Source organism: Tabrizicola sp., assembly GCF_016792905.1.
Lineage (GTDB): Bacteria > Pseudomonadota > Alphaproteobacteria > Rhodobacterales > Rhodobacteraceae > Tabrizicola.
The window spans coordinates 25,256-47,715 of record NZ_JAEULP010000036.1; the positions used below are offsets into that span (position 1 = coordinate 25,256).

A 22,460-nucleotide genomic window follows, 5' to 3' on the forward strand; every position below is an offset into this window, starting at 1 on the left:
TCGTGCTGAGGCTTGAGAAGCGCCCCTCGCCCAGTCGGTTCTGGCTGTATGCGACGCCGCCGGTAGCGGTGCTGCTGACCATGGTGGTCGGCGGTATCCTGTTTGCCACGATGGGCAAGAACCCGTTCGAGGTGATCCGCACCATCTTCTGGGACCCGGTCTTCGGCGAGTTCGCCTTCTATCTGCGCGGGCAGCTTCTGGTGAAGGCGGGGCCGCTGATCCTGATCGCCATCGGGCTGGCTTTGGGGTTCCGGGCGGGAATCTGGAACATCGGGGCGGAAGGCCAGTACATCATGGGCGCGATCTTCGGCGCGTCGGTGGGGCTGGCAGTGTTTCCGACCGAGAGCCGACTGATCTTTCCGGTGATGGTTGTGGCGGGGGCCTTCGGCGGCTGGGTCTGGGCGATGATCCCGGCGATATTGAAGACGCGGTTCAATACCAACGAGATCCTTGTCAGCCTGATGCTGGTCTATGTCGCCGAGACGATCCTGGCCAAGGCCTCGACCGGGTTCCTGAAGAACCCCGAGGGGATGGGCTTTCCGGGCAGCCGCAACTTTTCCAGCTATCCGGCGGCGGCGAACCCGGAGCTGATCGCGGGGTCCGGGCTGCATTGGGGCGGCGTGGCGGCGCTGGTGACGGGAGTTCTGGCCTATATCCTGCTTACCCGGCACCAGGCGGGGTTCCAGATCAAGCTGGCCGGTCAGGCGCCCCGCGCAGCGCGGTTCCACGGGGTTTCGCCCACGCGGCTTGTGGTGATGTGCATGGGCATTTCCGGCGCGCTGGCCGGGTTGGCCGGGTTGTTCGAGGTGACGGGGCCTGCCGGGCAGATTTCGATCGACTTCAACACCGGCTACGGGTTCACCGCGATCATCGTGGCCTTTCTGGGCCGGCTGAACCCGCTGGGGATCGTGCTGGCGGGATTCCTGATGGCGCTGACCTATGTGGGCGGCGAGATGGCGTCGACCAACCTTGGCCTGCCGGATGCGGCGATCCAGGTGTTCCAGGGGATGCTGCTGTTCTTCCTGCTGGCTGTCGATGTGTTGACGAACTATCGGTTTCGGTTGGCTGTGGGGGCGCACTGATGGACTTTGGCGGTATCAATCCGATCATCCTGATCGCAACCCTCATGGCTTCGGCGGTGCCGATCCTTCTCGCCGCCCTGGGCGAGACGGTGGTGGAGCGGTCGGGCGTGCTGAACCTCGGTGTCGAGGGGATGATGATCATCGGGGCGCTGGGCGGCTTCGTCGTGGCGGTGGCCACGGGAAGCCCGTTTCTGGGCTTTGTCGGCGGGGCGGTGGCCGGGGCGGCGCTGAGCCTGATCTTCGCGCTCTTGACGCAAGTGTTCCTGGCGAACCAGGTGGCGACGGGGCTGGCGCTGACGCTTTTCGGGCTGGGGGTCTCCAGTCTTGGCGGGCAGGGCTACAACGGGATCAAGCCGCCGCGAACCGGGCCGCTGTTGCCGGATGCGCTGGCGGACCTGCCGGTGGTGGGGCCGATCCTCTTCGGGCATGACTGGGTGGTGTATTTCAGCATCGCAATGACGGCAGTGCTGTGGTGGGTGCTGAAGGCAAGCCGCGTCGGGCTGATCATCCGGGCGGTCGGCGAAAGCCATGAGGCGGCTCATGCGCTGGGCTACAAGGTGAACCGCATCCGGCTGATGTGCATCGCCTTCGGCGGCGCGATGGCGGGGATGGGCGGGGCTTACGTCTCGCTTGCAAGGGTGCCGCAATGGGTGGACGGGATCACAAATGGTCAGGGATGGATTGCTTTGGCTATTGTCGTCTTCGCCAGTTGGAGACCTTGGCGAGTAATGATCGGCGCCTACCTCTTCGGTGGTATCACAGTGCTTCAACTAAACCTGCAGGCGGCTGGATCGCAGTTTCCTGTTTGGCTGCTGCCTACGCTCGCCCTGCTCGCCCTCGCCGGAGACATAATCCTTAGAGAAATCAACGGAAAAAACTATTCCGACCTGCGCAAGGTTTTCTATTTCTTTGCAACAGTGAATGCCCTGCAACTACTCTATCTGTCTTGGGGCAAATGGATTCCTATGCCGGTCGACTACTTGTCCATGTCCCCCTATCTGATAACCATCCTTGTGCTGGTCATCATGTCGGCGGGACGCAGGGGCACGGCCAACGGGGCCCCGGCCTCGCTGGGACAGAACTTTCACGCCTCGCGCTGAGGCTCATAACCGCAGGGCGGAAAGCCTTGCCACCAACGGGAGTAACGAGATGAAACGTAGAAATCTGCTGGCAAGCGCGGCGATGGGGCTGATGATGGCCACCGGCGCCTTTGCGCAGGGCATGGACCATGTGAAGGCCTGCTTCGTCTATGTCGGCCCGATCGGCGATGGCGGCTGGACCTTCCAGCACCATCAGGGCGCGCTGGCGGTGCAGGAGAAGTTCGGCGACAAGGTCGAGATCCAGTACCAGGAAAGCGTGCCGGAAGGTGCCGACGCCGAGCGGGTGCTGACCCAGATGGCTTTGGGCGGCTGCAACATCATCTTCACCACCTCGTTCGGCTACATGGATGCGACCAACGCGGTTGCCGCCAAGTTCCCGGACGTGAAGTTCGAACACGCGACGGGCTTCAAGCGCGACACGCCGAACGTGTCGACCTACAACGCCCGGTTCTATGAAGGCCGGGCGGTGGAAGGGCTGATCGCGGGCCGGATGACCAAGTCGAACAAGATCGGCTACATCGGGTCCTTCCCGATCCCGGAAGTGGTGATGGGGATCAACAGCTATTACCTGGCTGCCAAGAAGGTGAACCCGGATGTGCAGCTTTCGGTGGTCTGGGCCTTCACCTGGTTCGACCCGGCAAAAGAGGCGGATGCGGCGAAGGCGCTGATCGACCAGGGCGTGGACGTGATCGCCTCGCACACCGATTCGACCGCCGTGCTGGCCGAGGCCGCGAAGACCGAGGGCAAGGTGATCGGCTTCGGCCAGGCGTCGGACATGGCGGAATACAAGCCCAGCCCGCGCGTCAGCTCGGTGATCGACAACTGGGGCCCCTATTACATCGAGCGCGTCGGCGCGCTCTTGGACGGGACCTATCAGCAGGCCGACATCTGGGCCGGGATCAAGGGCGGCGAAGTGCTGATCGGCGAGATCACCGAGGCGGTCCCGCCGGAAGTGAAGGCCGAGGCCGAGAAGCTGCGCGACGACATCGCGGCGGGCACGGTGCATCCGTTCACCGGGCCGCTGAAGAAGCAGGACGGGTCGGACTGGCTGGCCGACGGCGCGACGGCCCCGGATGGCGATCTGTTGGGGATGAACTTCTTCGTCGAGGGGATTGTCGGCGACATTCCCCAGTGATTTCGGTCGGAGCGGGGGTTTCACACCCCCGCACCCCCGTGGGATATTTTCACCAGTATGAAAGGGGCATGGGAGATTCCGTGCCCCTTTTCGAATGAAGGGAGATGCGGCATGGACGCGGATTTTCTGATCATCGGGGGCGGGATCGCCGGGGTCTCGGCAGCAGCGCGGCTGTCGGAGTTGGGGTCGGTGATCGTGCTGGAGGCGGAGGAGGCGCTGGCGCATCACGCCAGTGGGCGGTCGGCGGCGCTGTTCGAGCCGCGTTACGGGGCACCGGCGGTGGTGGGGCTGTCGATGGCCTCGGAGGCGTATTTCCGGTCGCTGCCGGGGGTGTTGTCGCCGCGGGGGCTGTTGCTGGTCGGCAAGGCAGAGGGGGTGGAGGCGTTCGAGCGGGATCTGGTGGAGATGGCTTTCGACCGGATCAGCGTCGAGGAGGCGCGGGGGATCGTGCCGATCCTGAACCCCGGGACGGTGGCGATGGCGGGCTATGCGGCCCATGCCGAGGATGTGGATACCGACCTTCTGGTGCAGGGCTTTGCACGCGAGGCGAAGGGGCGCGGCGCGCGGGTGCTGACCAAGGCGCGGGTCACGGGCGTTGCGAAGGAGGAAGCGGGCTGGCGTGTCAGCGCGTCCGTGGGGGAGTTCACCGCGCGGATGCTGGTGAACGCAGCGGGGGCCTGGGTCGACCAGGTGGCGGCGATGGCCGGGGTGCGGCCGCTGGGCTTCACGCCCTACCGCCGGTCGATGGCGCGGATTCCGGCGCCGGGCGGACTTGACGTGAGCAAGTGGCCGATGATGTTCGGGCCGGGCGAGGACTGGTACGCCAAGCCCGACGCGGGGGCGTTGATCGTCTCGCCCGCCGAGGAAGACCTGATGGAACCGCATGATGCCTGGGCCGACGACATGGTGCTGGCAGAAGGCCTCGCGCGGTATGAAGAGATGGTGACCGAGCCGGTGACGCGGCTCCTGGCGAGCTGGGCAGGCCTGCGCACCTTCTCGCCCGACCGGGTGCTGGTGATCGGGCCGGATGTGCGGGAACCGTCCTTCTTCTGGCTTGCGGGCCAGGGCGGCTACGGGTTCCAGACCTGCCCGGCGGCCAGCCGTTTGGCGGCGGACCTGATCGGGGAACGGACGCCGGACCTGGAGGCAGGGCTGGTCGCGGCGCTGGCCCCGGCGCGCTTCGGATGAGGGTTTCCGCCGACGGGTGAAAATCCCTCGTGACAGGGGGCGGGAGGCTTGGCAGCATCGGCCCATGATCCGTATGCTGTCGATCCTGTCCCTGGCTATTCTGGCCGCCTGTGGCGGTCGGTCTTCGCGTGTCGAGGCGACAGCCCCCGCAGAAGTGACCGTCATCAGTTCGAACTTTCAGGACAGCGATCCGACCGACTGGCCGGGGCGGTCGCCTGACCGGTATCCGGTGCATGGGATCGACGTCTCACGGTTCCAGACCGGGATCGACTGGCCGACGGCCCGCGCGAACGGGGTGAACTTTGCCTTCATCAAGGCGACCGAGGGCGGCGACCGGGTCGATCCGATGTTCGAGGAGCATTGGCGCCGGGCCGGGGAGGCGGGCGTGAAGCGCGGGGCCTATCATTTCTTCTACCATTGCCGACCGGCAGCGGAACAGGCGCGCTGGTTCATCCGCCATGTGCCGCGTGAGCTGGGTGCCCTGCCCCCGGTCCTGGACATGGAATGGACTCCGACCAGCCCGACCTGCGCCATCCGCCGCGACGGGGCGACGATCCGGGAAGAGGCGCGCATCTTCATCGACATCATCGAGCGGCACTATGGCCAGCGCCCGATGATCTACACCACGGTCGATTTCTTCCAGGATACCGAGCTGTGGCGGCTGAAGGGCGTGGAGTTCTGGCTGCGCTCGGTCGCGGATCATCCGCATGGGGCCTATGACGGAAGCGACTGGAGTTTCTGGCAATATACCTCGACCGGGCTGGTCCCGGGCGTTTCGGGACCGGTGGACGTGAATGTCTTCGCCGGATCAAGCCGCGCGTGGTCGGGGTGGCTGGATGCCCGCGCTCAGTAAGGCGAACCGGCAGCATTAATTCCCGCTTAAATTGTGTGGAAGAAACGGACACGGATTGTCGCCAAATGAGCGCAAACCAGACGCAGCATTTGTCCTAGCATGCCTTAGTCCTGCCGCGCTTGCGCAGGACACAAGGGTATGACCGAAAGGACGGCCCAAATGAAAAAGACCATCATGCTGCTGAAGAAGATTGGCCTTGGCCGCGTCAAACGGGCCGAGGTGGATGAGCCATTTGAAAAGCGTCTGAAGAAGGTGAACCGGACCCTGGTGGTCAACCATCGCGGGCTGGGCGGTCCGGTGTTCAGAAGCCGACAGTCAGAGACGGAAGCCTGAGCCCGGTCATCAGATCGCGCAGTTCCTGTCGGGCGGCAATGTTCGACAGGTTCAGCTGATCGACGCCGGTATCCTTGAGGTCAAGAAGGGTCAGACCGCGCGGGAACAGTTCACGAAAGATAACCCGTTCGGAAAACCCGTTCAGCACGCGAAAGCCGATGCGGCGGGAAAGCTCCTCCAGCGCGGCGCCGACCTTCTTCTTGTTGTGCATCTGCTGCGCGCCAAGCCGGTTGCGGACGACGATCCAGTCGATGGGCGCCAGCCCCGCTTGCGCCCGCATCTGACGCGCGCCCCAGACCATTTCGGAATAGATCGACGGCCCCTTGATCTTGCCGGTCAGCCCATCGACCCGGGCCAGAAGGTCGAAATCGACGAAGCTGTCGTTCAGGGGGGTGATCAGCGTGTCGGCCAGCGTGTGGGCCACCTGCGACAGGCGGGTGTGGCTGCCGGGGCAGTCGATGACGATATAGTCCTTCTCGGCGTCCATGGCCTCGATGGCACGGGTCAGGCGCTGGTCCTGGGCGTTCTCGCCTTCGGCCAGGGTGGCCGCGTCGATGTCGGGCAGAGGGCGATAGTCGGGGGTGGGCAGGTCGAGACCGGCCTGGGCCAGCCAGGCGTGGCGGTTCTCGATATAGCGGCCGAAGGATCGCTGGCGGAGGTCAAGGTCCAGCGCACCGACCTTGTGGCCAAGGCGGGACAGCGCGGTGGCGACATGCATGCAGGTGGTGGACTTGCCGGAGCCGCCCTTCTCGTTCCCGACGACGATGATCCGCGCCATGCTGTGCTGTTCCCTACCCTGCGTCCCGGCGCTTTCTTATGCGGGGAGTTGGGCAGGGGGAAGCGGGATTTCGCCGAAGGGAGACGGCGATTTCTTCGAAGTAATCGTGCCGGAGCCTTTGAAGGCTCCGGTCCGGAGTTCTGGAAAACACCGGTGTCAGGGGACGTTGCATTGAAGAAGGGGGGCGCCTGGCGGCACGCCCCCTGATCTTCGCGTCGGACGGGATCAGAACCCGAGGCCCGCGTATTTGTTCTTGAACTTCGACACGCGGCCGCCGGTGTCCAGCAGTTTCGCCTGCTGGCCGGTCCAGGCCGGATGCGCCAGCGGGTCGATGTCGAGCGACAGGGTGTCGCCGTCCTTGCCCCAGGTCGAGCGCGTGGTGTAGGTCGAGCCGTCGGTCATCTTGACGGTGATCGTGTGGTAATCGGGGTGAATCTCGGCTTTCATTGTCCCGCTCCTTATTCGGCTTTGGCTTTGTAGCTGGAGTCTTCGGCGATCCGGGCGGATTTGCCGCGACGCGAGCGGAGGTAGTAGAGCTTGGCGCGACGGACCTTGCCGCGACGCACGACCTCGATCGAGTCGATGTTGGTCGAGTAGAGCGGGAACACACGCTCCACGCCTTCGCCGAAGGAGATCTTGCGGACAGTGAACGAGGCGGCGATGGTCAGCCCGCCGTTGCGGCCGATGCAGACGCCTTCATAGGCCTGCACGCGCGAACGGGTGCCTTCCGTCACCTTGTAGCCGACGCGGATGGTGTCGCCGGCCTTGAAGTCGGGGATGGTCTTGCCGAGGGCGGCGATCTGTTCCGCCTCGATCTGCGCGATGAGGTTCATGCGCGGTTTCCTTTTCTGCCTGCGGTATGTCCGCAGAGGTGGGGCCTGCGCCAGAGCTTCCGGTCTTCGTCCGGGTCCCCCCTGGTTGCCCAGGAAGCCCGCCGCAGGTGGCGCCTGCTGATTTGTGTGCCGCCCCGTCGCGATGACCCTGCGGAAGAAGGCAGGCAGGCAAAGGGAATCGGGTCCGATGAGCTGAACGCCCCGGACCGGGCGCGTATAGGCCCGGAGCGGGAACGGGTCAAGGGGCGGGGCGGATCAGCGGCCCCGTTTCTCCCACAGGTCGGGACGGCGGGCGCGGGTCAGGGCCTCGGCCTCGGCGCGGCGCCATCTGTCGATCTCGGCGTGATTGCCGGATTGCAGGACGGCGGGGATTTCCTGGCCCTCCCAGGTGGTGGGTCGGGTGTACTGCGGGTGTTCGAGGAGGCCGTCGGAGAAGCTTTCCTCCTCGGTCGAGGCGGCGTTGCCAAGGACACCGGGGATCAGGCGGACCGTGGCGTCAAGGAGCGCCTGGGCGGCGATCTCGCCCCCGGTCAGGACGAAATCGCCAAGGCTGATCTCTTCTATCTGGTGGTGGTCGAGGACACGCTGGTCGACACCTTCGAACCGGCCGCAGAGGAGGGTGATTCCCTCGGCTGCGGCAAGGCGGTGGGCGGTCGCTTGCGTGAAGGGCGCACCGCGGGGGGAGAGGTAGACGACCGGCCAGCGGGCGCGGTCGACGGGGGTGCCTTCCCGGGCGTGGCGGAGCGCCGCATCGACCACATCGGCGCGCAGGACCATGCCGGCACCACCACCGGCGGGCGTGTCATCGACGTTGCGGTGCTTGCCCTCGCCAAACTGCCGCAGGTCGATGGCTTCCAGCCGCCAGAGCCCGAAGTCCAGCGCCTTGCCGGTCAGCGACAGGCCCAACGTGCCGGGGAAGGCTTCGGGGAAAAGGGTGATGACCTTGGCAATGAAGGCGCCCTTCACCAGCCGCGGCTCCTCCATCAGGTCGCGGGGCTGCAGGCTGGCACGGAGCTGCAGGCGCCCGTGGCTTCTGGATTGGCTTTTCGGTTTGTCATCGGCATCGGACATGGGCCGGGCTTAGCGCGAAAGCCCGATGCGGGGAAGCCCCGCGTCAGGCGTGGCGGGCGGTCCGGCGCCGCAGGGGCTGTGGCTCTGCCGCTGCCGGTGCCGTTTCAGCGGCGCCAGTGCCGAGCGCGGCTTCCACGGACCGGGCCAGAACCCGCAAACCCTCGCGCAGGTCGACTTGCAGATGGGCTGGCAGGTCCGATTCGGGATCGGGCTCGGCATCGGCGGCCTCGCGCAGCCGTGACGGTTCGGGAAAATCGGCTGCCCGGTTCGGAAACGCGGCGATCAGCGCCATCGCGCGGGGGACGTAGAGGCGCAGCAGGTCGAAATTGCCGTTGGCAATGCTGAAGGCGCTGTCCATGCTGCCCGCGATCTGGCCGGGAGCCACGATCTCGGGCTCGGTCGCCCAGAGGATCAGCGCGCGGCGCAGCGCGGCATGACTGCGGTCCGGATGTGCCAGCGCTGCCGTCGCCGCGTTGAGCCGCAGATCGGCGGTCGGGACATCCAGAGCCGCCGCGACGGCCGCCGTCACCTGGACATCGGGTGCGCCGTCGGGGAGGTTGAGCAACGGAATGATCGCCGTCACGGACTGGCCGGCCAGACTGCCGGAATAGGCGGCTTCGGCCTCTTCATCGAGGAAATAGCCCATGCTGGCCGCTTCCCGCGAATCCCAGAGCATCCGACAGAGCGGGATCGACAGGAACGACACGGCCAGAGGCAAGGTTGGGTTGACGGTAAGCGGGCCGATGTCGGCCAGCCCGCCAAGGCCGCGCCCGACACCGAAAAGGACCGTGACCAGCAGGATCTGCGACAGGACCTGCGCCAGGGCGGCAAGCCAGGCCGAGCCGGACAGCCATTCGCCGGGGGTTGCAGGCCATTGCTCGGGGCGCAAGACCATGAGCCAGACGACGAAAATGGCTGAGAAGGAGGCAACCATCTCCCAGCCGAAGCCGCAGAGCCCGGCGATCAGCGGCCCGATGTACAGAAGTGCCGTCGCACCCTTCACAAGGCGCATGCGCGTCAGCATGTCCCCTCCTTTCCGTCCTATGCGCGCCTGCGCGCGCATCACCGTTACTCTTCGGTTTCTTCCGGCAGGTTCACAACAATACGTCCCGCCGCCAGATCGACATTGGGCACGATTGCTGTGGTAAAGGGCAAAAGCAGGGCCGATTTATGACGGTTGGTCGCTATTTCAACGATATCGCCCGCGCCATGGTTGTAAATAGCGCTGACCTTGCCGATCAGCGCGCCGCCCGTGTCGTAAGCGGAGAGGCCGATCAGGTCGGCATGGTAGAACTCGTCGTCGGGCAGCGAGGGCAGCCGGTCGCGGGACACGTAGAGGCTGGTGCCGCGCAGGGCATCGGCCTGTTCCTTGCTGTTGACGCCCTGGATGCGTGCGCCGAGACCGCCGGAAACCGGGCGGGTCAGGGTGATCTGGAACATGCGGCTGCCGTCTTCGGTGGAGAGCGGGCCATAGGTGCCGATGTCGGTGGGTTCCGAACAGAAGCTTTTCAGCCGGACCTCGCCCGACACGCCGAAGGCCCCTGCGATGGCGCCGATGCAGATGAGGTCAGACATCAGCGGCTCTCCAGATGCAGGGCGGGGGCGCGGGTTTCCCATCCGGCGCGTTCCAGTTCGGGCACGGTATCCTCCTTCTCCGGCCAGCCGATGCAGAGGTAGCCGATGAAACGCCAGCCGGGCGGAACGTCAAGGTCGCGCGCAAGGCGCTGGCGGTCAAGGATCGAGACCCAGCCGAGACCCAGGCCTTCGGCGCGCAGCGCGAGCCAGAGGTGGATGATGGCACCAACCACGGAATAGGCGCGGGTTTCGGGCATGGTGGCGGCGCCGAGGCCTGAGCCCTTCGGGGTGGCGTCGTCGCAGAAGATGGCAAGTTGGACGGGGGCTTCCGCCATGCCGGTCAGCTTCAGTCGGCTGTAGATGGCGGCGCGGTCACCGTCGAAACCGTTCAGCGCCTGGGCGTTGCAGTCGCGGAAATTGGCAAGGCAGGCAGCGCGCGCGGCGGGAGAGTCGACCCGCAGGATGCGCCAGGGTTCGCAGAGTCCCACAGAGGGGGCGAGCGCGAAGGCCTGCAAGCTGCGGGCCAGAAGGTCTTCGGGCACGGGATCGGTGCGGAAGCGGCGCACGTCGCGCCGCCACCGCATGAGGGCGGCCAGCTCCTCCCGGAATGCGGGGCTGAACTGGCCGGTCACAGGGTCACTCGGCAGCCGGTTCGGCAGCGCGGGCGGCCTTCTTGGCGGCGCGCTCGGCCATCGCCTTGCCGGGGGTGCCGGTCTTGGGGTTCGAGCGGGCGGCCTTCGGGCGGGCGCCGGCGGCTTCCAGGAAGCGGGCGACGCGGTCGGTCGGCTGGGCGCCCTGCGACAGCCAGTGCTGCACGCGCTCCATGTTCATCACCACGCGCTTTTCGTCGTCCTTGGCGAGCAGCGGGTTGTAGGTGCCGAGCTTTTCCAGGAAGCGGCCGTCGCGCGGCATGCGCGAGTCAGTCGCGACGATGGAATAGAACGGGCGCTTCTTGGAACCACCGCGCGCAAGACGGATTTTCATGGCCATAGTGTAGTCTCCTTGGGTTTTGAGGCATGGGCGATCCGCCCAGGCATGGGGTTGTTATTTCTGCAGTTTCTCGTGATGCCTGATCACTTCGCCGATGATGAAGGCCAGGAATTTCTTGGCGAGGTCGGGTTCGAGGTCGGCCTCGGTCGCCAGTTGGTGCAGCCGCGCCATCTGGCGCGACTCGCGGTCGGGGTCGGAGGGCGGCAGGCCGTGTTCGGCCTTCAGCCGTCCGACGGCCTGGGTGTGCTTGAACCGTTCGGCCAGCGTGTAGACGAGGATCGCATCGAGCCGGTCGATCGAGGCGCGATGGTCCTTCAGAAGCTCGGATGCGCGGGTGGCGGCGTCCATCAATCCCCCCTTTTCGGCGTCTGGAAAGCGTCTGGCTTCGATATGGAAACCGTATGGGCGTATGTATGGCCTGCCTCCCGCGCAACGGGGGCCGGGTGGCGCCAGACGGTTATGGTCTTGTCATGGAAGACCGCCTCGCGCTCGGGCCGGGCGCCGAGACGTTCGGCCAGAGCCCGCGACCGCAGGTTGGCCGGGTCGATGTAGCTGATCGGCGGATTGGGCGAGACGCGGGCATGGTAGTCGGCGCGGGCGGCGCGGGCGGCTTCCAGTGCGTAGCCCTTGCCTTCGAACCCGTCGAAGAGGTGCCAGCCAAGCTCGGGCTCGTCCCAGCCGTCGTGGTAGATCACGCCGACCCGGCCGATGAAGTCACCCGCCTTGGTGTCGACCGAGAAGAAGCCGTAGCCGCGCAGCGCCCAGTGGCCGATGTTGGCCAGGACGCCGCGCCAGATCCAGCGGCGTTCCAGCATGCCGCCGACAAAGACGTTGCGCGGGCTGTCGTTGAAGGCGAGCGCGGCGGTGAAATCCGCCTCGCGCGGTTCGCGCAGGATCAGGCGGTCGGTTTCCAGAACCGGGATCGGCAGGGGGAAGGCGTAGGTCATGTCGCCCCCCGCAGGTCGTGGCGGATCACGACGTCGGTCGGGTCGATGCCGGGAAGGGTGGGGTCGATCACCCCGCCGAGCCGCAGGCCAAGCGCGATGGAGCGGGCGTTGGCGGGTTCGATGATGTTGGTGATGTGCGGCCAGTCGAAGCTGCCCCGGACCCAGTCGAGAACGGCGCGGGCTGCCTCCAGCGCGAAGCCACGGCCTTCGGCTTCGGGCACCACGAACCAGCCGAGTTCCGGGGCGGGGTAGCCTTCGCCGTGGTAAAGGCCGACTTCGCCGAGATAGGCGCCGGTTTCGCGGTCATCAACACCGAACGGTCCGTAGCCCTTGAGCGTCCAGAGCGCCACGTCGGCGGCCCAGTGCTGCCAGGCTGCCAGCCGATCCTTGAGCCCGCCTTCGTGGACCGAGCGGTCCGAGGCGAAGAAGGTGGCGAAGGCTTCGAAATCCTCCAGCCGGGGAGCGCGCAGGCGAAGCCGTTCGGTCAGAAGGACCGGCACGGCTTGCGTGATCTGGCGCGGGGCTTCGGTCATTTCTTCTTCATCAGCCCCGACAGGCCCGCAGGCAGGGTGATCCCGCGCGGCAGGCCGCCCATGCCGGGGGGAAGGCCGCCCCCCATGCCGCCAAGTCCGCCGCTCTGCTGCATGCCCTTGGCCATTTCAGCCAGCTGCTCGGGCGACATCTTCGACGGGTCGGGCATGCCGCCCTTGCCAAGGAACTGCTTGATCATGTTCTTCATCATGCCGCCCTTGCCCATCTTCCTCATCATGTCCGCCATCTGCTTGTGCTGTTTCAAGAGGCGGTTGAGATCAGCAACATCCAGCCCCGAACCGGCGGCGATGCGCTTCTTGCGCGACGCGGCGAGGAGGTCGGGGTTCGCGCGTTCCTTCTTGGTCATGGAATTGATCAGCGCGATCTGGTGATGCAGCATCTTGTCGTTGATGCCTGCGGCCTCGGCCTGACCGGCCATCTTGCCCATGCCGGGCATCATGCCCATCAGGCCCTGCATCCCGCCCATCTTCAGCATCTGGTCAAGCTGCATCTTCAGGTCGTTCATGTTGAACAGGCCCTTGGCAAAGCGCTTGGCCATGCGTTCGGCCTGTTCGGCCTCGAACGTCTCCTGCGCCTTTTCGACGAGGGCGACGATGTCGCCCATGCCAAGGATGCGGCCTGCGACGCGTTCGGCCTCGAAGACCTCGATCGCGTCCATCTTTTCGCCAAGGCCGACGAAGCGGATCGGCTTGCCGGTGACGGCGCGCATGGACAGCGCGGCGCCGCCGCGACCGTCGCCGTCCATCCGGGTCAGGACGACGCCCGAGATGCCGACCTTGCCGTCGAATTCGCTGGCGACGTTGACGGCGTCCTGGCCGGTAAGGCCGTCGACGACCAGCAGGGTTTCGCGGGGGCTGGCGATGTCGCGGACGGATTGCACCTCGTCCATCAGGACTTCGTCGATGTGGAGGCGCCCGGCGGTGTCGAGGAACACGACATCATAGCCGCCGAGGTTGGCTTGCGTCTTCGCCCGTTTGGCGATCTGGACCGCGGTTTCGCCCTTGACGATGGGGAGGCTATCCACCCCGATCTGGGTGCCGAGGATGGCAAGCTGCTCCATCGCCGCCGGGCGGTTGGTGTCGAGCGAGGCGAGGAGGACCTTCTTGCCGTTCTTTTCCTTGAGCCGCTTCGCAAGCTTCGCGGTCGTGGTGGTCTTTCCCGAGCCCTGCAGGCCGACCATCAGGATCGTCGCGGGCGGGTTGTCGATCTTCAGCGCCTCGGCGGGGCCTTCGCCGGAGAGGACGCGGATCAGTTCATCGTGGACGATCTTGACGACCATCTGGCCGGGGGTGATCGACTTCGTCACCGCCGCGCCGGTGGCCTTTTCGGTGACGCGCTTGATGAAGTCGCGGGCGACCCGCAGCGAGACGTCGGCCTCCAGGAGCGCCACGCGAACCTCGCGCAGTGCGGTGACGACGTCGGCCTCGGTCAGGGCACCGGCCTTGGTCAGGCGGTCGAACACGCCACCAAGGCGTTCTGACAGGCTTTCGAACATCGCGTCACCTCAACTTTGCATCTGCCCCGATATGGGGCGGCGAAGCCCAAGCACAAAGCGGAAGCGCACCCGTGGGCGCAGACGCGCTGACGGATGGCGATCCCGGGCAATGCCCTAGGGACCGGAAGCGCATGCCTCCGGGGAATTGCGGCGGGGATTACGCGTGCGAGGCGGGAGAGTCAAGCAGGATGGGTCAGCGTTCGGCCAGGGCTAGGCGCGCGCCCAGCGCGACAAAGGCCGCCGCAAAGCCGCGGCGCAGCCAGGTCAGCACGGCGGGGCGGGTAAGGACGTGGTCACGCATCCGCGCGGCAAACAGGCCGTACAGCGCGAAGACAAGGAACGTCATCGCCATGAACACCAGTGAAAGCAGGACCATCGTCCCGAGCGGGGCAGGATCGGCCGTGGACACGAACTGCGGCAGGAAGGCGAAGAAGAAGATCGACAGCTTGGGGTTCAGGAGGTTGATCATCACGCCCTCGACAAGCATGGCGCGGGCTGGCCGGGGTGCGCGACCTTCGACCTGGAGGGGGCCGTTCTCCTGCAAGGTCATCCAGGCCATCCAGAGCAGGTAGGCGACGCCGGCATATTTGATCACGTCAAAGACGAGGGCGCTTTGGTGCAGGAGCGCGGCAAGGCCAGTCACCGCGGCGGCCATGTGGGGAAGGATGCCAAGGGTGCAGGACAGGGCGGCAAGGGTCGAGGTCCGCGCGCCTTGCGTCAACCCGGCGGCGACGGTGTAGATCGCCCCGGTCCCCGGCGAGGCGACGACGATCAGCGAGGTCAGAAGAAACTCGGGCGACAGGAGGGGCATCGGGCGGACTTTCTACAGGGAACACCCCATCATCCGCGAGATTGCCGACCCCAGTCTTGAACGAAATTGCGGGCGAAGAGGCCGGGCGTCATCCCGTAGCTGCGCGCGAAAAGCCGGGTCAGGTGGCTTTGATCGGCAAAGCCCGCCTCGGCGGCCACGGCGGCAAGCGGCTGTCCGGTCATGATCAGGCGGCGGGCCAGGTGCAGGCGGGCCTGTACCCGGAAGGCATGCGGTGTCAGCCCAGTGGCCAGGGCAAAGCTGCGCAGGAAGTGGAACCGCGACAGTCCGGTCATGTCCGAAAGCTCGGCAAGCGTCAGCGACCGGGCGGGATCGTCCTGGAGGGCCTGGATGGCATGCGATACGCGCGCCGGTTTCAGCCGTTGCACGCGCCGGTCGTCGAGCGCCACGCGCAGCATGACCAACTCGGCTTCGGCGGCGAGGCGGCAGGACGGGTCGGAAACCGAACGGAACAGACGGCGGAAGCTCTCGGCCAGCGCGGCGTCGCGACGCGCGGGAAAGGCGAACTCTCCGACGCTGCCGGTCAGGGCGTCCATCGCCACGGGATCGATGTAGATCATGCGCCAGGACCGGCCGCGGTCATCGACCGGAAGGCCATCATGGACTTCCCCCGGATTGACGGTGATCAGGTCGCCGGCAGTGACATCGACCTGTCCGCGCCCCGAGGCCGAGGTTTGCGCCCCCCGGTCGACAAGGCCGATCCCGAACTGGTCATGGGTGTGGCGCGCAAAGCCGCGGGCCGAGCTGGCCGTGACGACCTGCGCCCCGACGAGCGTCGTGGGCCGGGCTTCGATCCGGTGCGAGTTCATGGTCGCCAGTCTTGCAGGAGCTTGCGGCAGGTCAACCCCGATTGGCCGGACGTCGCGGCCTTTGGGGAAGTGCCGCCGGGATCATGTCGGACCGGCGGCACTGTCGATCATTGCGAGCATGTCGACGGCGAGAGTGGCGCTGGCGAGCGCCTGCACCGGCACCCCGGTCGAGGCGGGACCGGGCATCGGAAAGCGGGCATGGCGCACCGCAAGGTTGGCGTGCAGATCCTGCGGGTTGGGGCCGCCCCGATAATGCGTGGTCGCCTTGAGAACGGTCAGCCCGGGGATTTCGGGCAGCGACAGGGCATCCATCGCCTGATGTGCGGCGGCGGCAAGATCGGGCGCGGTGCCCTGTGCGGAAAGCCATGCAAAGCGACCGGCCCGGCGCAGGACCGCGCCTCCCGGCGTGGTTTGCGCGGCAACGGGATCGGGCGCGAGGGTCAGGACCGCCGACACGCCCCCGCCCGGCGGAAGGACCCGGGCGGCAGGGTCGGGCAGATGCGAGGCGGGGGGCTGTTCGGCGGAGAACCACTGGGCAGAGAGAAGATGCCGGGCGTCGATCCCCGAAAGGAGAGGCAGCGCCGAGGCGATGTCCGGAGCAGAGAGGTGGACCAAGGTCAGCGGCCCGCCCTCGATCCGCGCCAGCCGGGCGGGGCCGTTCTGCGCGATGGTCCGGCGCGGCGGCGCTGCGGTCGCGTAAAGGTCGACCTCGATCCGCATGCCAGGGTAGTAGAAATGCGGCAGGCGGATCGGGGCGAGTTCGGCCCCCGGAAAGGCACGCCCGAGCGGGACGAGAACCTCGGCCGGATCGGCGCAGTCGTGGTAGACGACCAGAAGCGCGGCGTGGTGATCCTTCGGCAGATGGCCGAGCACCCCCTGCCCCATCGTCGTCACCAGCGCCGCCTGCGCCGCCGCGTCGCCCGGCGCAAGGACGCGCCCCTCGGCATCCAGCGGGCACTGGCCGCAGGTGACGGCCAGCCCGTCCGTCGCGACGGCAAGCGAACAGGCTACCGGAATCGGCATGTTCCACATCAGGCCCATCGGCAGGTGGTGGATCATCGCTGAAACCTCCTTGCCAGGCCGGGCGGGTCAATGGCCATCATCGGCTTTCGCGGCAAGCGGGCCCGCCTGTGCGGTCTGACAGTTCTTCGAGCTTGGCGCCACCTTTCCCGCGCTTTCGCCCGGTCCCGGGTGCCTGTCGCGGTGCCGCGAGGGAGGGCGACCGGGGTCAAGGCACGAATGGCGCATCAGGCCACCGGCGGAAGGTCGGCCATGCCCTTGATCGCATCACAGCGCCCGATGAGGCCGTCGAGCGTTATCCTGTCGATCCATGGGAAGCCTGCGGCAAGGCGGCGGTCGACTGCGAGTGCATGTCTTGCGCCACGTCGGCTGGCCCGTTCACGTTGAAGACCGACCAGAATCCGGTCCTGACGCGCGACGGTATCATTGTCGAAATGCTGGGTGCGGATATGGGCGGTGAAGCTTGGGTCCGACACGACCGGCCAGCGGGTCCAGACATTGCCGTGCATCATCTGGAACGGATTCTTCTGGAAGCGGCCTCCGTTCACCGTGGCGAGCCCGATCGCCGTCAGAAAGCGCTGCTGCACCATCGAGGTTCCCACCGGCTCCGTCGCGGAGGCGGGAAACAGGATAAGGCCGCTTGGAAAGGTTATGTGGGTCGAGGGCGACAGGACGCGACTGATCTCGCGCAGACGGGCGATATAGTTGACCGAGACGGCGTCGTCGTCGTCGAGCCGGAAATGCACGGACTGTCCGCGCCCCTTGTAGCCCGAAGCCTCGACCATGAACTTCTGGAAGGCGCGGTCGCCGCGTGTGTAGGGCGAGAATTCCACCACCGCACCGGGCAGGCGCCGGGCAAGCGCGGTCAGCCGCTCCTTGTACGGGTCGGGCATGACGGTTGACGACATGATGACGGTGCGGAAATCGCGGTCGGTCTGGTTGACGAGGCTGGGCAGCGTGATGTTCTCGAACAGGAAGAACCGGCGGGCCATGCGGGTTTCGTCATACAGCCGGGCGAGGGTGCTGCCGTCGCTGTCCGGCTTCGCGCGCGTGTCGGTGACGCCATAGAATGAAAACCGGATATGTCCGTAGATCGGTCGGGTGTCGAACACGCGGCCTCCTGCTTGCTGCCTTGCGTAGAGGAGCAACGAACGGGGCTGGCAAGTCAAGCGGCTGGTCCCCGTAGCGGGCACCTGCGCCGTCGCCGATGTTGCGGCCGACCGGGGCCTTGCGCCGGGAGGAAAAACCGGCTGATGTGCGCAGGCGCACAAGCCGGGGGACGGAATGGAGAATTGGGATGAGATCCGCACGGCCTTCCAGGTGGCGCGTCTGGGCACGGTCTCGGGTGCGGCCGAGGTGCTGGGGGTGCACCATGCGACGGTGATCCGCCACATCGACGCGCTGGAGAAGCGGCTGGGGGTGAAGCTGTTCCAGCGCCATGCCCGGGGCTACACGGCAACGGAATCGGGCCGCGACCTCCTCGCGGTGGCGCAGACGACCGAAGAGCAGTTCGCGCATCTGGTCAGCCGGATCAAGGGCCAGGGCGAGACGGTCTCGGGCGAGCTGGTGGTGACGTCTATCGCCGGGATTGCGGACCTCCTGACCCCGGTGATGGTGGGGTTCCAGGAGAAGTTTCCCGAGGTGCAGGTGCGGTTCCTGACCGACATGCGGGTGTTCCGGCTGGACTACGGCGAGGCACATGTGGCGATCCGGGCGGGCAACGGGCCGGAAGAGCCGGACAATGTGGTGCAGCCGCTCACGCGGATGAAGGCGGGGCTTTACGCGGCGCGGTCCTATGTCGACCGTTTCGGCATTCCCGCCTCGGAGGCGGAGTTTCCGGGGCATCGCTTTGTCTGCACCGATGCCGAGGTCACGCGCGCGCCGTTCCACCGCTGGCTGCGGGCGACGGTACATCCCGACCAGATCGCCTATGCCGCGACCGAACCGGCGGCGCTGGAACAGGCGGTGCGGCAGGGCGCGGGCATCGGCTTCATGATGAGCTTCCGCGCCTCCGAAGACCCGAACCTCGTCGAGGTGCTGTCGCCGCGGCCGGAATGGGAATCGGCGCTGCGGATCGTGACCCATGTCGACTTGCACCGGACGCGGAAGGTGCAGGCCTTCCTGACCCATCTGAAGGATGCGGCGAAGGAGTGGAAGTTCTGCGTCTGATCTTGGCGGGGCTGTCGCAACCGGCGCGCGGGCATCTGGCGATGCTGGCGTTTTCGGCTTTGGTGGCAGGGTCGTTTTCCCTGGGGGTGCTGGCCGCGCCGCATATCGACCCCGGTGCGCTGTCGGTGCTGCGCTTCCTGCTGGCGGGGCTGCTGGTCGGCGCGGCGGCGCTGGCGACGACGGGGATTCCGCGGTCCGCCTTCGTGGCGCCCTGGCGCTATCTGGTGCTGGGGGGGCTCTTGGCGGCCTATTTCGTGCTGATGTTCGAGGGGCTGAAGACGGCGCCTCCGGTCTCTGCCGCCGCGGTCTTCACCCTGACGCCGGTGATGGCGGCGGGGTTCGGCTGGCTGTTCCTGCGACAGCGGCTGACCGGGCGGATGGCCTTCGCGCTGGCCGTGGGGGGCCTTGGCGCCCTGTGGGTGATCTTCCGGGCCGACCTTGCGGCGCTGAGGGCGATGGCGATCGGGCGGGGCGAGGCGATCTATTTCGTCGGCTGCGTCGCCCATGCCGCCTATGCGCCGCTGATCCGACAGCTGAACCGGGGCGAGCCCGCGGTGGTCTTCACTTTCGGGATGATGCTGGCCGGGACGGTCCTGCTGGCGCTTTACGCCGGACCCGCCGTGCTGGCGACCGACTGGGCAGCCCTGCCGGGCGTGGTCTGGGTGACGCTGGTTTATGTGGCGGTGGCGGCGAGTGCGCTGACCTTCGTCCTGTTGCAATACGCCTCGCTGCGGCTGCCGGCGGCAAAGGTTATGGCCTATACCTATCTGGTGCCAAGCTGGGTGATCCTTTGGGAAATCGCCCTGCACGGGGCGGTGCCGCCGGTTCTGGTGCTGGTCGGCGTGGCGCTGACGGCGCTGGCGCTGGGGCTGCTGTTGAAGGAATAGCGGCTCGTCGGAGACTTCGTTCCTCCTCGCGGGCGACGAGGAGTCGAAGGCGAACAAGGAGCGCTCAGGGGAGGAAGGCGCTGAGGCCGTCGGTCAGGTAGCGGTCCGCCAGCACCAGCGTCCCTTGCGTGTAGGCCGGTCCGCCGAAGCCTTGCGCGGTGTCGCTGTCGGCGCGGGTGGAAAGCCAGGCGGTCAGAAGCACCCGGCGCAGGAAGATGAGCGACGGGATCATCGCGCGGTCCCCGGGGCGCAGGGGCGCGATGCGGGTGTAGCCCTCGACCCAGCGGGCGATGAGATCGGGGAGGCGCGGGTCGGTCTCGTAGAACGACAGCGCGGCGGCGAGGTCATAGGCCCACCAACCAAAGCCGCAGTCGTCGAAGTCGATGGCGGTGAGGCGGTCGCCGTCCACCATCAGGTTGGCAAGGCGAAGGTCGGCGTGGATCAGGCCGAAGGTCTCGGGCCCGGTGCCGTAGGCGTTCAGCGTCGCTGCAAGCCTGTCGGTGGCTCGGGCAAGCAGGGCCTCGCCCTGCGGGTCGAGGCCCTGCGCCTGTCGCCAGTGGCCCCAATGCGGGTTCGGGCCAAGAATGGTCTCCACGTCCCAGCGCTTGCGGGTGAAGCCCGGCGGCGGGGTCCATTGTCGGGCGTGCAGGTGCAGGCGGGCGGTGATTTCCCCGAGCGGCGCGAACCAGCGGGCGAGGTCGTCGCCGGGTTGCAGTTCCTGTCCCCCGATGGGGGCGAAGGCGACGAGGAAGCGACCGTCAACTTCGGTGACCAGGCCCTGTGCGCCGGCGACGGGTTTGACCGCGTTGAGGCCGGGCAGGTCTTGCAATGCGGTCAGCCAGGCGAGTTCGGAGGCGATCTCGGATTTGGCATGGTAGCCTTGGCGATGCAGGCGGAGGATCAGGGGGCCCGCGCGCCAGGTCTCGTTCTCCGAGCGGTTGAGGAGAGTCAGCGGGGTGTCCTCCGCCAGCCCGTAGACCGGCAGCGCGCGGGCGATCAGGTCAGACATCGCTGCCACGGCGGAGGAGGTAGATGTCCATGATCCAGCCGTGTTCGGCGCGCAGCCGGGCGCGGGTGGCAAGGATTGCTTCGGAAACCTGCGATAGCGGGCCGTGGATAAGACATTCCTCCGGCATGCCGACATAGGCGCCCCACCAGATATGTGTGTCGGCGGGGTCGAGGGTGGTGAAGGCGCCGCCCTTGTCGAGCATCACAACGAGGGTGGTTGCGCCCGAGGGCCAGCCGTTCTCGCGCAGTTGCCTCCCGGTGGTGATGGTGACGGGGGCGGCGAGGGTGTTGAGCGGGATGGCATGGGCCGCCGTCAGGGCCTGCAGGCTGGTGATGCCGGGGATGACCTTGACCGCAAAGCCCGGCAGCCGGGCGGCGATGCGCAGCGTGCTGTCGTAGAGCGAGGGGTCGCCCCAGACCATCAGGGCGACGTTCCGTGCGTCGGGTCGGGTGGCGATGGCGTCCGCCCAGGCTCTCGCGATGGCGTCGTGCCAGTCGTTGACGGCGCCAAGATAGTCATCCTGGTCGGCGCGCTGCGGCACATCGTATTCGGCCACGGGGACAGGCGAGGTGAGAACCTGCGACAGGATCTGGCGGCGGACGTCGGCGAGGTCGGATTTCGCCGCGCCCTTGCGGGGGATCAGGATCAGGTCGGCGGCGTTCAAGGCGCGGATGGACTGGCCGGTGACGTGGTCCGGGTTGCCGGTGCCGATGCCGATGAGGAAAAGGGTGGTCATCGTGGTCTTTCGGGTGCTGCGGCCCGGGCTGCGGGCCGCAGTCTGGTTAGCGCAGTCAGGCGGGTTTGTCTGCCGCCCAGAGATGGCCCGCGACCCAGCCCATCAGGGCCCAGACCGCAAGGCCGACGCCGAGAACCCGCGCCGCGAATGCGGCGGAGACCTCGGGCGGGGCGACGCCGCTGAAGCCCTCCAGCTCCGGCGCGCCGATGACATGCGGCGCGGCCAGAAGCACCACGGCCAGGGCGGCGGTCACGAGACTGCGGCCATAGGCGAGGAGCCCGAGCGCTACCGCCGTCGAGGCCGCCGTGCCCCACCACCAGACCTGCCGCTCGCCCAGATCGGCGGCGAGCGTGCCGGGCAGTTCCGGGGCAAGGCCCATCGCGGGGGCAAGCTGGAAGGCAGCAAACCCGGCGATGCCCCAGAGCAGGCCTTCGCGCGCGGTGATGACCTTGCCGTAGACCCGGGCAAGGCCGAAGCCCGCGACGAGGATCAGGGCATAGGCGACGTAGACAAGGCCGAAGAACACGGTCGTCCAGAGATCGCGGGTGAAGGTCGAAACCTCGCCGCCGCCATGCGAATGGCCCGCTTCGGCACCATCATGGCTGTGGCCCTCTTCCTCGACTGCGTCGTGGGTATGACCCTCTTCCGCAGTGGCGTCGTCGTGGCTGTGGGCGTCTGTCGCCGCAGCCTCGGCTGGGGGGGCGGCACCACCGAAATGGACCATCGCCCCGCTTTCATATTCCTCGCCCAGAAGGATGTACTTCTGCACGAAAGCGAAATGCAGCACGGCCGCAAGCAGCCATGCCGCACAACCAGCGCCAATCGCGCTGGTCAGCATTTTCGGGAACATGTCTAGTGGCGCGTCAGTGGCAGGGGAAGCCGCTCGCGTGACGCACGTCATGGGCGGCGTCATGCAGGGTGGCCGACTGGGCATGGCCCGCGGCAAACAGGATCACCATGCCCAGCATCAGCATGCCCAGAACGGACAGGAGGGCCTTGGTCTTGTCGGAAGCGCGGGTCGAGGTCGAGATCGTCGTGTTCATCTTATGCTCCTTGCCGTCACACCCGA

Annotated in this window: 27 protein-coding genes and 1 pseudogene; 8 read left to right on the plus strand and 20 right to left on the minus strand. The window is 66.9% G+C overall.

The window, feature by feature from the left end; all coding sequences use genetic code 11:
- The first annotated feature begins 2 nt into the window (after positions 1-2).
- From JNL31_RS07710 to JNL31_RS07735, 6 genes and pseudogenes are all read left to right on the plus strand, one after another.
- Entirely contained in the window at positions 3-1,082 is a 1,080-nt protein-coding gene (locus tag JNL31_RS07710) for an ABC transporter permease (RefSeq protein ID WP_294971895.1), read from the plus strand.
- A pseudogene (locus JNL31_RS07715) lies at positions 1,082-1,873 on the plus strand (ABC transporter permease); the annotation flags it as partial. The gene JNL31_RS07710 and the pseudogene JNL31_RS07715, both read left to right, overlap by 1 nt.
- 358 nt (positions 1,874-2,231) lie before the next feature.
- Positions 2,232-3,317 carry a BMP family ABC transporter substrate-binding protein gene (locus JNL31_RS07720; protein WP_294971897.1) on the plus strand — a complete coding sequence of 362 codons (1,086 nt, stop codon included), beginning with the start codon at positions 2,232-2,234 and terminating at the stop codon, positions 3,315-3,317.
- 111 nt (positions 3,318-3,428) lie between these two features.
- Positions 3,429-4,505, plus strand: coding sequence for an FAD-binding oxidoreductase (locus JNL31_RS07725; protein ID WP_294971900.1), 1,077 nt, complete (start codon positions 3,429-3,431; stop codon positions 4,503-4,505).
- Between the two features lie 64 nt (positions 4,506-4,569).
- Positions 4,570-5,358: a GH25 family lysozyme gene (locus JNL31_RS07730; RefSeq protein WP_294971903.1), complete on the plus strand. Its 789-nt coding sequence runs from the start codon at positions 4,570-4,572 to the stop codon at positions 5,356-5,358.
- A 159-nt stretch (positions 5,359-5,517) separates the two neighbouring features.
- Complete coding sequence (locus tag JNL31_RS07735) at positions 5,518-5,691, plus strand: hypothetical protein (RefSeq protein ID WP_294971906.1); 174 nt, start codon at positions 5,518-5,520, stop codon at positions 5,689-5,691.
- On the opposite strand, the gene JNL31_RS07740 is transcribed toward JNL31_RS07735, so the two are convergent.
- From JNL31_RS07740 to JNL31_RS07815, 16 genes are all read right to left on the minus strand, one after another.
- Positions 5,660-6,469, minus strand: a complete 810-nt coding sequence (locus tag JNL31_RS07740; protein WP_294971908.1) for a division plane positioning ATPase MipZ — start codon at positions 6,467-6,469, stop codon at positions 5,660-5,662. The genes JNL31_RS07735 and JNL31_RS07740 overlap by 32 nt on opposite strands.
- 225 nt (positions 6,470-6,694) lie before the next feature.
- Complete coding sequence (gene rpmE, locus JNL31_RS07745) at positions 6,695-6,916, minus strand: 50S ribosomal protein L31 (protein WP_294971911.1); 222 nt, start codon at positions 6,914-6,916, stop codon at positions 6,695-6,697.
- Positions 6,917-6,927: 11 nt separating this feature from the next.
- Positions 6,928-7,302 (minus strand): 50S ribosomal protein L19, encoded by a 375-nt coding sequence (gene rplS / locus JNL31_RS07750; RefSeq protein WP_294971914.1) that lies wholly within the window; start codon positions 7,300-7,302, stop codon positions 6,928-6,930.
- A 255-nt stretch (positions 7,303-7,557) separates the two neighbouring features.
- Positions 7,558-8,373, minus strand: coding sequence for a tRNA (guanosine(37)-N1)-methyltransferase TrmD (gene trmD, locus JNL31_RS07755; protein WP_294971916.1), 816 nt, complete (start codon positions 8,371-8,373; stop codon positions 7,558-7,560).
- Between the two features lie 43 nt (positions 8,374-8,416).
- Positions 8,417-9,397, minus strand: coding sequence for a hypothetical protein (locus tag JNL31_RS07760; RefSeq protein ID WP_294971918.1), 981 nt, complete (start codon positions 9,395-9,397; stop codon positions 8,417-8,419).
- Positions 9,398-9,441: 44 nt separating this feature from the next.
- A complete protein-coding gene (gene rimM, locus JNL31_RS07765) occupies positions 9,442-9,948 on the minus strand; it encodes a ribosome maturation factor RimM (protein WP_294971920.1) in 507 nt (168 codons plus the stop codon).
- Entirely contained in the window at positions 9,948-10,580 is a 633-nt protein-coding gene (gene bluB, locus JNL31_RS07770) for a 5,6-dimethylbenzimidazole synthase (protein ID WP_294971922.1), read from the minus strand. The genes rimM and bluB overlap by 1 nt, the downstream gene beginning before the upstream one ends.
- A 4-nt stretch (positions 10,581-10,584) precedes the next feature.
- Entirely contained in the window at positions 10,585-10,938 is a 354-nt protein-coding gene (gene rpsP, locus JNL31_RS07775) for a 30S ribosomal protein S16 (protein WP_294971925.1), read from the minus strand.
- 54 nt (positions 10,939-10,992) lie between these two features.
- Entirely contained in the window at positions 10,993-11,289 is a 297-nt protein-coding gene (locus tag JNL31_RS07780) for a chorismate mutase (RefSeq protein WP_294971928.1), read from the minus strand.
- Positions 11,286-11,885 carry a GNAT family N-acetyltransferase gene (locus tag JNL31_RS07785; RefSeq protein ID WP_294971930.1) on the minus strand — a complete coding sequence of 200 codons (600 nt, stop codon included), beginning with the start codon at positions 11,883-11,885 and terminating at the stop codon, positions 11,286-11,288. Before JNL31_RS07785 ends, JNL31_RS07780 begins: the two co-directional genes overlap by 4 nt.
- Positions 11,882-12,418 carry a GNAT family N-acetyltransferase gene (locus JNL31_RS07790; RefSeq protein ID WP_294971932.1) on the minus strand — a complete coding sequence of 179 codons (537 nt, stop codon included), beginning with the start codon at positions 12,416-12,418 and terminating at the stop codon, positions 11,882-11,884. The genes JNL31_RS07785 and JNL31_RS07790 overlap by 4 nt, the downstream gene beginning before the upstream one ends.
- Complete coding sequence (gene ffh / locus JNL31_RS07795; protein WP_294971935.1) at positions 12,415-13,932, minus strand: signal recognition particle protein; 1,518 nt, start codon at positions 13,930-13,932, stop codon at positions 12,415-12,417. The genes JNL31_RS07790 and ffh overlap by 4 nt, the downstream gene beginning before the upstream one ends.
- Before the next feature lie 193 nt (positions 13,933-14,125).
- Positions 14,126-14,743 (minus strand): LysE family translocator, encoded by a 618-nt coding sequence (locus JNL31_RS07800; protein ID WP_294971937.1) that lies wholly within the window; start codon positions 14,741-14,743, stop codon positions 14,126-14,128.
- Between the two features lie 29 nt (positions 14,744-14,772).
- Positions 14,773-15,570 carry an AraC family transcriptional regulator gene (locus JNL31_RS07805; protein ID WP_294971938.1) on the minus strand — a complete coding sequence of 266 codons (798 nt, stop codon included), beginning with the start codon at positions 15,568-15,570 and terminating at the stop codon, positions 14,773-14,775.
- Between the two features lie 81 nt (positions 15,571-15,651).
- Positions 15,652-16,629 carry a hypothetical protein gene (locus JNL31_RS07810; protein ID WP_294971939.1) on the minus strand — a complete coding sequence of 326 codons (978 nt, stop codon included), beginning with the start codon at positions 16,627-16,629 and terminating at the stop codon, positions 15,652-15,654.
- Between the two features lie 188 nt (positions 16,630-16,817).
- A complete protein-coding gene (locus JNL31_RS07815; RefSeq protein WP_294971940.1) occupies positions 16,818-17,702 on the minus strand; it encodes a glycosyltransferase in 885 nt (294 codons plus the stop codon).
- 172 nt (positions 17,703-17,874) lie between these two features.
- Here JNL31_RS07815 and JNL31_RS07820 point away from each other — a divergent pair, with 172 nt between their 5' ends.
- Positions 17,875-18,759, plus strand: coding sequence for a LysR family transcriptional regulator (locus tag JNL31_RS07820; RefSeq protein ID WP_294971941.1), 885 nt, complete (start codon positions 17,875-17,877; stop codon positions 18,757-18,759).
- Positions 18,741-19,646: a DMT family transporter gene (locus JNL31_RS07825; RefSeq protein ID WP_294971942.1), complete on the plus strand. Its 906-nt coding sequence runs from the start codon at positions 18,741-18,743 to the stop codon at positions 19,644-19,646. Before JNL31_RS07820 ends, JNL31_RS07825 begins: the two co-directional genes overlap by 19 nt.
- A 64-nt stretch (positions 19,647-19,710) precedes the next feature.
- Here the strand turns inward: JNL31_RS07825 and JNL31_RS07830 are convergent, their stop codons facing one another.
- From JNL31_RS07830 to JNL31_RS07845, 4 genes are read right to left on the minus strand one after another with little or no spacing between them, the layout of a single operon-like run.
- Positions 19,711-20,655, minus strand: a complete 945-nt coding sequence (locus JNL31_RS07830; RefSeq protein ID WP_294971943.1) for a phosphotransferase — start codon at positions 20,653-20,655, stop codon at positions 19,711-19,713.
- The gene (gene cobF, locus JNL31_RS07835) at positions 20,648-21,391 is read right to left on the minus strand and encodes a precorrin-6A synthase (deacetylating) (protein WP_294971944.1); all 744 of its coding nucleotides are present in this window, start codon (positions 21,389-21,391) and stop codon (positions 20,648-20,650) included. Before cobF ends, JNL31_RS07830 begins: the two co-directional genes overlap by 8 nt.
- A gap of 55 nt (positions 21,392-21,446) precedes the next feature.
- Complete coding sequence (locus tag JNL31_RS07840; RefSeq protein ID WP_294971945.1) at positions 21,447-22,241, minus strand: CbtA family protein; 795 nt, start codon at positions 22,239-22,241, stop codon at positions 21,447-21,449.
- Between the two features lie 13 nt (positions 22,242-22,254).
- Positions 22,255-22,434: a CbtB domain-containing protein gene (locus JNL31_RS07845; RefSeq protein ID WP_294971947.1), complete on the minus strand. Its 180-nt coding sequence runs from the start codon at positions 22,432-22,434 to the stop codon at positions 22,255-22,257.
- Positions 22,435-22,460: the final 26 nt, after the last annotated feature.